The organism is Mesorhizobium sp. M5C.F.Ca.IN.020.32.2.1, assembly GCF_004023105.1.
Taxonomy (GTDB): Bacteria; Pseudomonadota; Alphaproteobacteria; order Rhizobiales; family Rhizobiaceae; genus Mesorhizobium; species Mesorhizobium wenxiniae.
On record NZ_RZSX01000076.1, the window covers coordinates 1 to 12,625 of the forward strand.

Consider the following 12,625-nt stretch of genomic DNA (forward strand, 5'->3'; position numbering starts at 1 on the left):
TTCCTGAACTGGACGGCGAACTGAAGATCTGGCGCACGGCGCTCGCCTATGTCGAACCACCGGCGGATCTGAAAGCGGCATGGCAGGCAGCCCCCGTAATCCTGAATGTCGGCGGCGCTGTCGACGGCTACGTGATCCCGCCGTCCGGCGGCGCCGGCATGAAATTCGGCTCAGGGCTGCACAGGGTGCCGACCAGCGACGCCGACTGGAACCGCCAGCCGGTGCCGGGCGAGGGTGAGGCGATCCGCGACCTGTTTTCGCCGCCGATCGCCCGTGTCGAAGAATACAAGATCACCGAGGTCGTCACCTGCGCCTACACCTTCACCGCCGACGAGAAATTTCTGGCTCATGAAAAAGGCAGATGCCTTGTTGTCTCGGCCTGCTCCGGCCACGGCTACAAGTTCGGCGCGGCGGTCGGCAGGCGCGTGGCGGCGACGGTCGGCAATGACGACGTCGCCGGCTTGAAGGCCTGGCTGCGGGCGGAGGCGGTGTGACCTAATACCGGCAATGCCTTGGCATATGAACGCGCCGCCAGCCCGACGAACCTTCCCTGACCAGCACTCGCCGTGCCACCGTCTGGTAGGACGGGGAGATTTCGATGACACGCCGCTGCTCGGGCCGTACCAGCACCTCTCGGGCCACGCTTTCATACTCGGCAGGGATGACCACGCGCCTTGTGCGTTCGGGTTCAACCACCACGGTTTCGGCGACCCGCGCATATCGGGGTTTGCGCCACACCTTGCACAGCACTTTGCGGCCGTGGATTATGCGCCATTCCCAGGCATAGCCGCCGTCGTCTACCTTGACCGTGTGGTAGACGGTGCGCGTGGCGGCCGGCACCACCTCGTAAGTGACGCGGGCCGGAGCGATCTGCTCCACGCTCTCGCGCGTGCCGTAGATTGGCGGATCGTAGTCGACGATCTGGCCACCGGGGCTGACCAGCACCTTTTCGTGGACGGTGTCGTAAACGGACGGCCTGTTGACCGGCTCGTAGCATTCGACGGCGCGTCCGCCGGCAGCCGTTTCGGACACCATGCCGAAAACAGCAAGGCTGGCGATGGCCGAGGAAGCAGTTTTCCTGATCATGGCACTCCCCCTGTTTGAACCTTCAGCGCAAGCTCAACGTTGAATTGTAGGGGAAGCGCCATCGCGGGAAAGCAGTTTCGAGATATTTCGTTAAGCGACGCGGTTAAGAAAGTGCTACTCGGCAGCGCAGCCACACCGCTTTAGCGCCGACGCAGCCTCGGGCGAATCCTGTGCAGAAACCTTGATTCGACTTAACCGGATGGCTAGGAGGGGCGGCCTTGCGCTAGGGTGAGCCGACATCCTATTTACAGGATAACGATCCAAAACCGATTCTGCCCGATTTGCTAATCTCCCGGCGCCGGAATCCCATCTCGCAATAAGGGATAATCCATGAAGAACCCCGTCGAAACCTACATGAACCTCGTTCCGATGGTGGTCGAGCAGACCAATCGCGGCGAGCGGGCCTACGACATTTTCTCGCGGCTCCTGAAAGAGCGCATCATTTTCATCACCGGTCCGGTCGAGGACGGCATGGCGACGCTGGTCTGCGCGCAGCTTCTGTTCCTCGAAGCGGAGAATCCGAAGAAGGAAATCAACCTCTACATCAATTCGCCCGGTGGCGTCGTCACCTCGGGCATGGCGATCTACGACACCATGCAGTTCATCAAGCCGGCGGTGGCGACGCTGTGCATCGGCCAGGCCGCCTCGATGGGCTCGCTGCTCCTCACCGCAGGCGAGAATGGCATGCGCTTCGCTACGCCGAATGCCCGCATCATGGTCCATCAGCCTTCCGGTGGCTTCCAGGGCCAGGCTTCCGACATCGAGCGCCACGCCCAGGATATCATCAAGCTGAAGCGTCGTCTCAACGAGGTCTACGTCAAGCACACCGGCAAGAGCTACGACGAGATCGAAAAGACGCTCGACCGTGACCACTTCATGACCGCCGACGAGGCCAAGGATTTCGGCCTCATCGACAAGGTCATTTCGTCGCGTGAGCCGCTCGAAGGTATTGCCACATAAGACCAGTGGCAGTTGGCCGGTGGGAAAACCCGCTTTTTGATGCCGCTTGCGGCATTTCGGCCACAATTGGCTGTTCCCTCGACGGGAGCAATTGCCTACGTTAAGCCTATGTTGATTTTCGACGGCTTAGCTTTGTGCGGGGTTGGTGCGAATCATTGCGACGTTTTCTGATATGTGTTTCGTACGGAATGCGTTGCGGGAGCCGGAATACTGGCGGCGGCGATTTCCCGCGATAGATTGAGATATGCGCCCTTTCAACCAGACCATCGGCGGGCGGCTATGAAAGGACATGAAAATGAGCAAGGTCGGCAACAACGGCGGTGATTCCAAGAACACGCTTTATTGCTCGTTTTGCGGCAAAAGCCAGCACGAAGTGCGCAAGCTGATCGCCGGCCCGACGGTGTTCATCTGCGACGAATGCGTCGAGCTCTGCATGGATATCATCCGCGAGGAGAACAAGACCTCGATGGTGAAGTCACGCGAGGGCGTGCCGACCCCGCAGGAGATCCTCAAGGTTCTCGACGACTACGTCATCGGCCAGCCCTACGCCAAGCGCGTGCTGTCGGTAGCCGTCCACAACCACTATAAGCGCCTCGCTCATGCCGGCAAGAACAATGACGTCGAGCTGGCGAAGTCCAACATTTTGCTGATCGGCCCGACCGGTTGCGGCAAGACGCTGCTTGCGCAGACGCTGGCCCGCATCATCGACGTGCCGTTCACCATGGCCGATGCGACGACGCTGACCGAGGCCGGCTATGTCGGCGAGGATGTCGAGAACATCATCCTGAAGCTCTTGCAGTCGGCCGACTACAATGTCGAGCGAGCCCAGCGCGGCATCGTCTATATCGACGAGATCGACAAGATCTCGCGCAAGTCGGACAATCCTTCGATCACCCGCGATGTGTCGGGCGAGGGCGTCCAGCAGGCGCTGTTGAAGATCATGGAAGGTACGGTCGCTTCCGTACCGCCGCAGGGCGGCAGGAAGCATCCTCAGCAGGAATTCCTGCAGGTTGACACCGCCAACATCCTGTTCATCTGCGGCGGCGCCTTCGCCGGCCTCGACAAGATCATCTCGGATCGCGGCCGCAAGACGTCGATCGGCTTCGGCGCCACCGTCGCTTCGCCCGAGGATCGCCGCACCGGAGACGTTTTCCGCCTGGTCGAGCCTGAGGATCTGTTGAAGTTCGGCCTCATCCCCGAGTTCGTCGGCCGTCTGCCAGTCCTGGCGACGCTGGAGGACCTCGACGAGCCGGCGCTGATCCAGATCCTGACCGAGCCGAAGAACGCGCTGGTCAAGCAGTACCAGCGGCTGTTCGAGATGGAGAATGTCGACCTGACCTTCCATGAGAATGCGCTGTCGGCGATCGCCAAGCGCGCCATCGAGCGCAAGACCGGCGCGCGCGGCCTGCGCTCGATCATGGAAGCGATCCTGCTCGACACGATGTTCGAACTGCCGGCGCTGGAAGGCGTGCGCGAAGTGGTTATTTCGGAAGAGGTGGTGTCCGGTAACGCCAGGCCGCTCTACATCTATTCCGAGCAGAAGGAAAAAAAGGGCAACGTCAGCGCCTGACGTGAGCCCCTGCAGTGGAATTTCAAACGGCGCCGTGAGGCGCCGTTTTGCTTTGCGGACGGGCCGACTTATGATGAATGGATTGTGACAGATTGGATGAACGGTTTCGTGTTGACCCTTGATCTTTGCCCCCCGTGCCTCCAACTAACTGAGGAAGGCCGGGGTGCCGAATTCTGTGCTGTAAAACTCCCGTCACAAACGGTGGTAGGCGGAACGATCCTCGGTCGTTAATATGAGATTCGCGGTTGGCCGATTGGCAGTCGCGACAAGAAAGGTTGGACAATGGCCAAAATATCCAGGGCTCCCAGCGACGGCGTCTTCGCAGTCCTCCCACTGCGCGACATCGTGGTGTTCCCGCACATGATCGTTCCGCTCTTCGTCGGGCGTGAAAAGTCGATCAAGGCGCTGGAGGAGGTGATGGGTCAGGAAAAGCAGATCCTGCTTGCGACCCAGATGAATGCCGCCGATGACGATCCCGAGGCCGATGCCATCTTCGACATCGGCACGCTCGCCAATGTGCTGCAATTGCTGAAGCTGCCGGACGGCACCGTGAAGGTGCTGGTGGAAGGCGCTTCGCGCGCGAAAATCGTTGCGTTCACCGACCGTCCCGACTTCCACGAGGCCCGCGCCACGGCGCTGGTCGAACCGGATGAGGAAGAGGTCGAGGTCGAGGCGCTGGCCCGTTCCGTCGTCACCGACTTCGAGAACTACGTCAAGCTGAACAAGAAGATCTCGCCCGAAGTGGTGGGTGCCGCCAGCCAGATCGACGACTATTCCAAGCTCGCCGATACGGTTGCCTCGCATCTTGCCATCAAGATCCCCGAGAAGCAGGAGATGCTGGCCACGCTTTCGGTCAAGGAGCGGCTGGAAAAGGCGATGGGCTTCATGGAAGCCGAAATCTCCGTCCTGCAGGTGGAGAAGCGCATCCGTTCGCGCGTCAAGCGCCAGATGGAGAAGACCCAGCGCGAATACTACCTCAACGAGCAGATGAAGGCGATCCAGAAGGAGCTCGGCGAGGGCGAGGACGGCCGCGACGAGGCCGCCGAGATCGAGGCGCGCATCAAGAAGACCAAGCTCTCCAAGGAGGCCCGCGAAAAAGCGGAAGCCGAACTGAAGAAGTTGCGGACGATGTCGCCGATGTCGGCTGAATCGACTGTCGTGCGCAATTATCTCGACTGGATCCTGTCGATACCGTGGGGCAAAAACTCCAAGGTCAAGCAGGATCTGGCCTTCGCGCAGAACGTGCTCGACACCGACCATTTCGGCCTCGACAAGGTCAAGGACCGTATCGTCGAATATCTCGCCGTGCAGAGCCGCCAGAAGAAGCTGAAGGGGCCGATCCTGTGCCTCGTCGGACCTCCCGGCGTCGGCAAGACCTCGCTCGGCAAGTCGATCGCCAAGGCGACCGGCCGCGAGTTTATCCGCATGGCGCTGGGCGGCGTTCGCGACGAGGCCGAGATCCGCGGTCACCGGCGCACCTATATCGGCTCGATGCCCGGCAAGGTCATCCAGTCGATGAAGAAGGCGAAGAAGTCCAACCCGCTCTTCCTGCTCGACGAGATCGACAAGATGGGCCAGGATTTCCGCGGCGACCCGTCGTCGGCCTTGCTTGAGGTGCTCGATCCCGAGCAGAACTCGACGTTCATGGACCACTACCTCGAGGTCGAATACGACCTGTCGAGTGTGATGTTCGTGACGACGGCGAACACGCTGAACATTCCTGCGCCTTTGATGGATCGCATGGAGATCATCCGTATCGCCGGCTACACCGAGGACGAGAAGATCGAGATCGCCAAGCGTCACCTGATGCCCAAGGTGATCCGCGATCACGCCCTGCAGCCGAAGGAGTTCTCCGTCGGCGAAGACGCGATCCGCGGTATCATCCAGACCTACACCCGTGAAGCAGGCGTCAGGAGCCTGGAGCGCGAGCTGATGAAGCTCGGCCGCAAGGCGGTGACAGAGATCCTGAAGACCAAGAAGAAGACGGTCGACATCTCGGCGGACAATCTCGCCGATTACCTTGGTGTTCCGCGCTTCCGCTTCGGTCAGGTCGAGGCCGACGATCAGGTTGGCGTCGTCACCGGGCTTGCCTGGACGGAAGTCGGCGGCGAGTTGCTGACGATCGAAGGTGTCATGATGCCCGGCAAGGGCCGCATGACCGTGACCGGCAATCTGCGCGACGTGATGAAGGAATCGATCTCGGCGGCGGCCTCCTACGTCCGCTCGCGGGCTATCGATTTCGGCGTCGAGCCGCCGCTGTTCGACAAGCGCGACATCCACGTCCACGTGCCCGAGGGCGCAACGCCCAAGGACGGACCGTCGGCGGGTGTGGCGATGGCGACGGCGATCGTCTCGGTGCTGACCGGCATCCCGGTCAGGGCCGATGTGGCGATGACCGGCGAGATCACGCTACGCGGCAGGGTGCTGCCGATCGGCGGGCTCAAGGAGAAACTGCTCGCAGCGTTGCGCGGCGGCATCAAGAAGGTGCTGATCCCGGAAGACAACGCCAAGGATCTGGCGGAGATTCCGGACAACGTAAAGAACGGTATGGAGATCGTTCCGGTCGCGCGGGTTGGTGAAGTCTTGCGCCATGCGCTGGTGCGTATGCCGGAGCCGATCGACTGGGTCGAACCAGCCAATGCGCCGGCTGCGGTGGATGCCGGGGACGACGCCGGCAAGTCACTCGCCCATTAGCTACTGCTAAAGTTGCAATGCACAAGAGAGAGCCGGGCCTAGCGCCCGGCTTTTTCATGTGAAAAACCCCGGAATTCCGGGGTTTTTTCGACTCGTTTGACGCTTTTCGACTTGGTTGCGGAAGCGCTTCTTTCTAAAGTCCGTTTCCTGCCGGATGAGTCGTACGTTCCGGTTTCTCATGGAAGGGAATTTTTATGAACAAGAACGAACTGGTGTCCGCTGTCGCCGATGCCGCGAGTATTTCGAAGGGTGACGCGCAGTCGGCGGTTGATGCGGTGTTCTCCGTCATCACCGGCGAACTGAAGAAGGGCGGCGATGTCCGGCTTGTCGGCTTCGGAAATTTCACAGTGTCAAAACGCGCTGCCTCGACCGGCCGCAATCCGCAGACCGGCGCGGAAGTGCAGATTCCGGCGCGCACCGTGCCGAAGTTTTCGGCCGGCAAGGGCCTCAAGGACGCAGTCAACTAAGCGCCTTCTTACCCTTTTCAGAGACCAGAAAAGCCGGGCATTCCCCGGCTTTTCCTATGCACCCGCTTTGGCGGGCAGCGGACGGCTCTATGCCGTCGGCGCATCCGCGCGCATCAGCCCTTCCTTTTTGAGATCGGCCCAGAGTGCTGATGGCAGTTTCGCGTCGAGCAGCGACCGGTTGCTTTCGACCTCGCTCGGCCACTGGCCGCCGGGGATCACCGACACGACCGAAGGGTGCAGCAGCGGAAATTGCAATGCCGCCTCTATCAGGTGCACGCCGTGGCGTTTGCAAATGGCCTCGATGCGCGCGACGCGGTCGAGGATGTCCTGCGGCGCCTCGGAATAATTGTAATAGGCGCCGGGCTTCGGTCCGGTTGCCAGGATGCCGGAATTATACGGACCGCCGAGAACGATGCCGATGCCGCGCTTCTGGCATAGCGGCAGGAAGGATTGCAGCGCCTCCTGCTCCAGCAGCGTATAGCGCCCGGCAAGCAGGAAAAGGTCGAAGTCGCCACGCTCGGCAAGTGTCTGGGCAACCTGCCATTCGTTGATGCCGCCGCCGAATGCCTTGATGACGCCCTGGTCACGCAAGGCCAGCAGCCCGTAATAGCCCGAGCGCATGAACTCCTCGATGCATTGGTCCGAGGCCTCCTTGCTGCCATGGGTGAAGATGTCGAGATCATGCACGAAAAGGATGTCGATGCGGTCGACGCCGAGGCGCTCGAGCGAGGCTTCGAAGGAGCGCATGACGCCGTCATAGCTGTAGTCGTAGACCTCGCGGCGCGACGGCGTGTCGAAGAACTTGCCGATGCCGGTGCGTTGGTCCGGCGGGCAGGCGCGCATAATGCGGCCGACTTTGCTCGACAGCACCAAGTCGTCGCGCTTTTTCGAACGCAGGAACGGATTGAGTCGCGTTTCCGACAGGCCAAGCCCGTAGAGTGGCGCGGTGTCGTAGTAACGGCAGCCGACTCGCCAGGCGGTCTCCAAGGTGGCGTTGGCATCCTCGTCGGAGACAGCGCGATAGAGGTTTCCCAGCGGCGCCGTGCCGAAGCCGAGTTCCGTGAACGCGATGCCGCCATTGCCGATGCGGTCGAAATGCCGTGTCTTCATGTCCTGCCGTTTCCTCACCTACGCAATTGCCATGACACTATCACGCCTGGGGCACTGCAAAAGCACTCCGATCCATTGGACACGGATTATCACGGTGATAGCATGAGCAAAAACAACCTCTTCGGGGAAAAACATGGCACAAACATTCAGGCAGGTCTCCGGTTCCAATGCTGGCAAAAACCTGTTCGAGGCTGTGCTCGACGAGCTTGGCACTGTGGTGGCTCGGATCGGCGAGAGCCGCATCGACGCCGACGGCCAAACCAACATGGAATAGGCGTCATGCGCTACGAGCTGATGCTGCCGCACCAGATCCGCAAGGCGACCGCCGAAAACTGGCCGGTCGTGCTCCCGCTCGGCGTGCTCGAATACCACGGTGAGCACATGGCCGTCGGCATGGATACGCTGGCAGTCGTCAAGATGCTGGAGCTGTTCGAAAAAGAAGCCGACATCGTCATCCTGCCGCCGTTCTATTATGGCGCGGCGAGCTACGCTGTGGCGCCGCCGGAGGGCAATGGCTCGGTTCAGGTCGGCGGAAATGCGTTGGCGCCGTTCGCGGATGAACTGTTCTACAGCCTGCTGCGCATCGGCTTTCGCAACATCCACGCCATCATCCATCACCAGACCGAGAATTTTGTTGCCGGCATGCCGACCGATCTCGCCTTCAAGACCGCCGGCCGCCAGGCGATCTTCCGTTTTCTGGAGAAGGAGCGCGGCGAGGGCTGGTGGGGCTCCGAGGCGATGGCAGGCTATTATGCCGAACATGCCGAAGGCGCCAATTTCTTCAACTGGATACAGGTGCATCCGCTGATGCCGGCAGCAATGAACGGCCAGTATCCGTTCGATCATGCCGGCATCGGCGAGACGTCGCTGATGCTGGCGCTATGCCCGGAAGCGGTGGACGCCGGGAATTTTACCGACAATACGGGATGGTACACGGCGAGCGCCCCTGAGGCCTCGATTGAACTGGGGCAAAAGGGCGTCGCGATGATCCTCAAGCATTTGCGGGCGATATTGTCGACCTAACGCGGCTCTGCCTTCTCCCAAAGGGGAGAAGGGAAAGAAGGCGCCGCTACTTCACCGCGCCCGCGGTCATGCCCATGATCAGATAGCGCTCCAGCGCGATGCCGATGACGGCAAGCGGCGTGATTGCGGCGGTGGCCAGCGCCGCCATCGACCACCAGTTGATGCCTTGCGAACCGGTCTGGCTCGCCACCATCACGGGAATGGTCTTGGCGTCGGTCGAGGTCAGAAGTGCGGCGAAGAAATACTCGTTCCAGCACAGCACCATCGCCAGGATGAATGCGGCAACCATGCCCGGCAGCGCAATCGGCATGACAATGCGGAAGAAGGCGCCCCAGATCGACAGGCCGTCGACGAGGGCTGCTTCCTCCAGTTCGACCGGGATCGAGTTGAACTGGTCGCGCATGATCCAGATGACGATCGGCAGCACCATCAGCGTGTAGAGCAGGATCAGCCCGATGCGCGTGTCGAGCATGCCGACTTCCCGGTACAGCACGAGAAAGGGCAGGGCGAGCACGACCGGCGGCAGGATCAGCTGCGACAGGAAAAAGAAGGAGATGTCCTCGTTTTTGAACCAGGCGAAGTGATAGCGGTAGCGGGTGAGGCCGTATGCGGCGAGACTGCCGATGACGATGGCGAGGCTCGACGCGCCGACCGAGGTGATGACCGAATTCATGAAGCGCTTGATGAATTCGTCGCGCACTGTCGAGGTTCGGAAGATCGAGTCGGGCGACAGGCCGAGCGAGCGCCAACCCTTCCAGTCCGGCCGGAAGTCGACGAACGGGATGAGATGGCCCTGGGTGACGTCGACCGCGGTTTTGAACGAGGTGGTTATTGTCCAGTAGATCGGGAACAGGCAGATGAAGGCCCAGAAGACCAGCGCCCCATAGATGAAGACGCGGTTCGCGAAAAAGCTCGCCGGCGAGCGGATTTCGGAAGCGGCATACTCGGTGGTCTGGACGCTCATGTCACCGCCCCATTCAATTGACGTTGCGCACGAAGCGGTTGGCGAATTTCAACAGCCACGTCACGAACACGATGATGATGATGAGGTAGGCCATCGCCAGCATGGTGCCGTACCCGACATTCGAGCGGTCGCGATACTCGCGATAGATGAAGCTCGAGACGGAATCGGTCGCGCCGCCTGGGCCGCCCGAGGTGACGGTGATGATAATGTCGGCAAGCTTCAGCTTGAAGATGATGCGCAGGATGACCGCCGTCACCGAAACCGGCAGCATTAGCGGGAAGGTGACCTGCCAGAAGGTCTGCCAGGCATTGGCGCCGTCTACCCTGGCGGCCTCGAGCACCTCGCGTGACATCGCCTGCAGGCCGGCGAGCAGCATGATCATCATGAAAGGGATGAAGGTCCAGGCATCGAGCACCATGATCGAGATGCGGGCGGTGATCGGATTCGAGAAGAAGGTCGGATTGTCCCAGCCGAGATAGCGCGCCAGCGTTGCGGCCGGGCCGAAGCGGTATTCCATCAGGGATTTGCCGATCATCCACGACACCGCGACCGGCGACAGCATCAGCGGCAGCAGGAAGACGACGCGGAAGAATTTGCGCGCCCGGATTTGCGCGTTGAGCAGCAGCGCCAGCCCGAAGGCGATGACATATTCGACAAAGACCGCGAGCACATAGAGCACCATGTTGAACAGCGCGTTGCGGTAGTAGGGGTCGGCCAGCATCTGCCAGAAATTGTCGAGCCCGTTGAACTTGCGGCCGGCGAACGAAGAGAGATTCCAGTCGGTCAGCGCGATGTAGAAGCCGAACAGTGTCGGGAAGATCACCATGGCAATGGTGAACAAAAGCGCCGGTAGCAGGAACAGCGCGCGCTGACCGTCTTCGCCGCGCGTCAGCACCTGGCCGACGCCGAGTGCTATACCCCACAGCACATAGGCATAGACGACCGGCCTCCAGGTCTCGAAGCCGATCGTGTCGACTTCTGTCTTGTAGAGGATCTGAACTGCGATCACTGCCAGCAGGCCGAGCGTCGCAGCGGCCATCAACGCGCGGCCGAGCCGCTTGCGGCCCGGCGAGATCAGATCGGATGGAGCGGCGTTTGCCGGCCACGCATCGGTGGGCAAGGTCTGTTCAGCCACGCGTCTCGTCCGTTCACTGAAGGCTTCATGACCGGCTGGCCGGTCAAGGTGCAGTCCGGCGGCTTTGCGTCGCCGGACCAAGGTTCACCATAGTATCAGCCTACATGCCGAGGGAGGCCTTGTAGAGCTTGATCTGGTTTTCGCGGCCGATCTGGTCGGTCAGCTTCTCCCAGGCGGCTGCGATGGCATCGGCGCCTTCCTGCGCCGTCATCTTGCCGGCGAACGTGTTGGCCAGAATGTCCTCGGCGGCGCTGTAATACTGGAAGATGCCGGGGATGCGCGGTTCGATCGCCGCGTTCGGATGGTTGTAGCTGTCGGCCTCCGACTTCAGATACGAGGTGATGAACGCCTCGTCGTAACCGGCCGCCACCCATTCCGGAATGTCGAAATGCGAGTTGCGGTAGGGTTGAAAGCCCGATGGGTACGCTGCGCACCAGAGCGACAGGTCCTTACCGCCGAGATGGGCGGCGGCGGACCATGCCGCCTTTTTCTTCTTTTCGTCGGAATCGACGCGGGCCATGACATAGACGCCCCAGCCGAGATAGGCGCAGTTCGGTGCATAGTTCGGACCGCTGGCGAGCTTGTCCCAGGCGCCTGTCTTCGAATTGTAGACATCGTCAGAGCCGGGCAAGATCGAGAAGCCGGTGACGTCGCCGACCACCGAACTGTCGTTGGTCTTCGCATTCGAGCCGGCGTCTCCCCACCAGGCCAGCATCGAGCCGGTGCCGCCCAGGAATTGCGAGAAACAGGTCTGGTTCGGATCGGCATTGATCTGGTCCGGTGGTTCGGAAGGCAGCGCATCGATCACGTCCTGGATCGCACGCACCCAGGCTGGGTTGTTGACGCGCGGTTTCATCGTATCCGGATCGAACAGCCAGGCCTTGTCGTCGGGATGCTTGGCATAGGCGGAAGCGCGGCTGCCGAGGAAATAGAAGCCGAAACCGCCCCAGGGCTTGGGCGCGTCGAGATAACCAAAGACGTCCTGCCCCTGGAACTGCTTGCCCTTGAGGAATTTGGTCACCGCCTGAACCTGCTGCCAGGTCTTCGGCACACCCCATTCCGTCAGGCCCGCCTTGTCACCGCTGTCAGCTTTCCAGGCTTCTGCCAGTCCGGCATCGGCGAACACGTCGGTGCGGTAGTTGAAGTTGTGCGCGTCGCCGTCGACGGTGACGCGGTACTGCTTGCCGTCCCAGGTGCCGACCGGCGGCTTCAGATAGGCCACCAAGTCGTCCATATCGATTTGTTTCTTGACCCAATCAGGCATTTCCGAGGTCAGGCCCTTGCCGCAGACATCGCCCTCGAACGGTGCGCCCATCTCGACTATATCAAAGTCGATGGTGTTGGTTGCGATCGCTTGTTGCAGACGCGGATTGTAGTCGGCCTGCGCCAGGTCGATCCAGTTGATCTTGGCGCCGGTATAGGCCTCCCACGGCTTCAGGAAGCCGCGGAACAGCACATTGTGCAGGTTCTGGTTGTTGAGTCCCATGAAACTGAGCTCAACGCCGGCGAACTCGCCCTCCTTGACGTTGGCCTTGGTCGCCTCCAGGCAGAGCTCGCCGACCTGCTGAAAGTCGGCATCGGTCGGCTGGCCCTTGCCGACACCGGGGATTTGCAGG

Annotated in this window: 11 protein-coding genes and 1 pseudogene; 7 read left to right on the forward strand and 5 right to left on the reverse strand. The window is 61.1% G+C overall.

What is annotated here, in order from left to right:
• Positions 1 to 494 (forward strand): annotated as a pseudogene (locus EOA86_RS06110) (sarcosine oxidase); the annotation flags it as partial.
• A 1-nt stretch (position 495) separates the two neighbouring features.
• Here the strand turns inward: EOA86_RS06110 and EOA86_RS06115 are convergent.
• The gene (locus EOA86_RS06115) at positions 496 to 1,086 is read right to left on the reverse strand and encodes a hypothetical protein (protein ID WP_128341001.1); all 591 of its coding nucleotides are present in this window, start codon (positions 1,084 to 1,086) and stop codon (positions 496 to 498) included.
• A gap of 330 nt (positions 1,087 to 1,416) precedes the next feature.
• Here EOA86_RS06115 and clpP point away from each other — a divergent pair, with 330 nt between their 5' ends.
• The 4 genes from clpP (at position 1,417) to EOA86_RS06135 (ending at position 6,777) form a co-directional block, all read left to right on the forward strand.
• Positions 1,417 to 2,046 carry an ATP-dependent Clp endopeptidase proteolytic subunit ClpP gene (gene clpP / locus EOA86_RS06120; protein ID WP_065008095.1) on the forward strand — a complete coding sequence of 210 codons (630 nt, stop codon included), beginning with the start codon at positions 1,417 to 1,419 and terminating at the stop codon, positions 2,044 to 2,046.
• Positions 2,047 to 2,341: 295 nt separating this feature from the next.
• A complete protein-coding gene (gene clpX, locus EOA86_RS06125) occupies positions 2,342 to 3,616 on the forward strand; it encodes an ATP-dependent Clp protease ATP-binding subunit ClpX (RefSeq protein WP_029353486.1) in 1,275 nt (424 codons plus the stop codon).
• A gap of 282 nt (positions 3,617 to 3,898) precedes the next feature.
• Positions 3,899 to 6,310 carry an endopeptidase La gene (gene lon / locus EOA86_RS06130; protein WP_128341002.1) on the forward strand — a complete coding sequence of 804 codons (2,412 nt, stop codon included), beginning with the start codon at positions 3,899 to 3,901 and terminating at the stop codon, positions 6,308 to 6,310.
• A gap of 194 nt (positions 6,311 to 6,504) precedes the next feature.
• On the forward strand, positions 6,505 to 6,777 hold the full coding sequence (locus EOA86_RS06135) for an HU family DNA-binding protein (protein ID WP_023798342.1): 273 nt from the start codon (positions 6,505 to 6,507) through the stop codon (positions 6,775 to 6,777).
• 87 nt (positions 6,778 to 6,864) lie between these two features.
• On the opposite strand, the gene EOA86_RS06140 is transcribed toward EOA86_RS06135, so the two are convergent.
• Positions 6,865 to 7,887, reverse strand: a complete 1,023-nt coding sequence (locus tag EOA86_RS06140; protein ID WP_127209349.1) for an aldo/keto reductase — start codon at positions 7,885 to 7,887, stop codon at positions 6,865 to 6,867.
• A 133-nt stretch (positions 7,888 to 8,020) separates the two neighbouring features.
• On the opposite strand from EOA86_RS06140, the gene EOA86_RS38455 reads away from it, so the two are divergent.
• Positions 8,021 to 8,161, forward strand: coding sequence for a hypothetical protein (locus EOA86_RS38455; protein ID WP_164759587.1), 141 nt, complete (start codon positions 8,021 to 8,023; stop codon positions 8,159 to 8,161).
• A gap of 5 nt (positions 8,162 to 8,166) precedes the next feature.
• Positions 8,167 to 8,910 carry a creatininase family protein gene (locus EOA86_RS06145; RefSeq protein ID WP_127209350.1) on the forward strand — a complete coding sequence of 248 codons (744 nt, stop codon included), beginning with the start codon at positions 8,167 to 8,169 and terminating at the stop codon, positions 8,908 to 8,910.
• Between the two features lie 46 nt (positions 8,911 to 8,956).
• Here EOA86_RS06145 and EOA86_RS06150 read toward each other — a convergent pair whose 3' ends face one another.
• The 3 genes from EOA86_RS06150 to EOA86_RS06160 all read right to left on the reverse strand — a co-directional run.
• Positions 8,957 to 9,874: a carbohydrate ABC transporter permease gene (locus tag EOA86_RS06150; protein WP_029353494.1), complete on the reverse strand. Its 918-nt coding sequence runs from the start codon at positions 9,872 to 9,874 to the stop codon at positions 8,957 to 8,959.
• Between the two features lie 13 nt (positions 9,875 to 9,887).
• On the reverse strand, positions 9,888 to 11,009 hold the full coding sequence (locus EOA86_RS06155) for a sugar ABC transporter permease (protein ID WP_065008281.1): 1,122 nt from the start codon (positions 11,007 to 11,009) through the stop codon (positions 9,888 to 9,890).
• Between the two features lie 100 nt (positions 11,010 to 11,109).
• Positions 11,110 to 12,625, reverse strand: a 1,516-nt coding sequence (locus tag EOA86_RS06160) for a sugar ABC transporter substrate-binding protein (RefSeq protein ID WP_128341003.1), incomplete at its 5' end; no start/stop codon positions are given.

Bases quoted from the DNA above. Each gene is read 5' to 3' on its own strand.
- EOA86_RS06115 (WP_128341001.1), bottom strand. From the start codon at position 1,086: ATGATCAGGAAAACTGCTTCCTCGGCCATCGCCAGCCTTGCTGTTTTC.
- clpP (WP_065008095.1), top strand. From the start codon at position 1,417: ATGAAGAACCCCGTCGAAACCTACATGAACCTCGTTCCGATGGTGGTC.
- clpX (WP_029353486.1), top strand. From the start codon at position 2,342: ATGAGCAAGGTCGGCAACAACGGCGGTGATTCCAAGAACACGCTTTAT.
- lon (WP_128341002.1), top strand. From the start codon at position 3,899: ATGGCCAAAATATCCAGGGCTCCCAGCGACGGCGTCTTCGCAGTCCTC.
- EOA86_RS06135 (WP_023798342.1), top strand. From the start codon at position 6,505: ATGAACAAGAACGAACTGGTGTCCGCTGTCGCCGATGCCGCGAGTATT.
- EOA86_RS06140 (WP_127209349.1), bottom strand. From the start codon at position 7,887: ATGAAGACACGGCATTTCGACCGCATCGGCAATGGCGGCATCGCGTTC.
- EOA86_RS38455 (WP_164759587.1), top strand. From the start codon at position 8,021: ATGGCACAAACATTCAGGCAGGTCTCCGGTTCCAATGCTGGCAAAAAC.
- EOA86_RS06145 (WP_127209350.1), top strand. From the start codon at position 8,167: ATGCGCTACGAGCTGATGCTGCCGCACCAGATCCGCAAGGCGACCGCC.
- EOA86_RS06150 (WP_029353494.1), bottom strand. From the start codon at position 9,874: ATGAGCGTCCAGACCACCGAGTATGCCGCTTCCGAAATCCGCTCGCCG.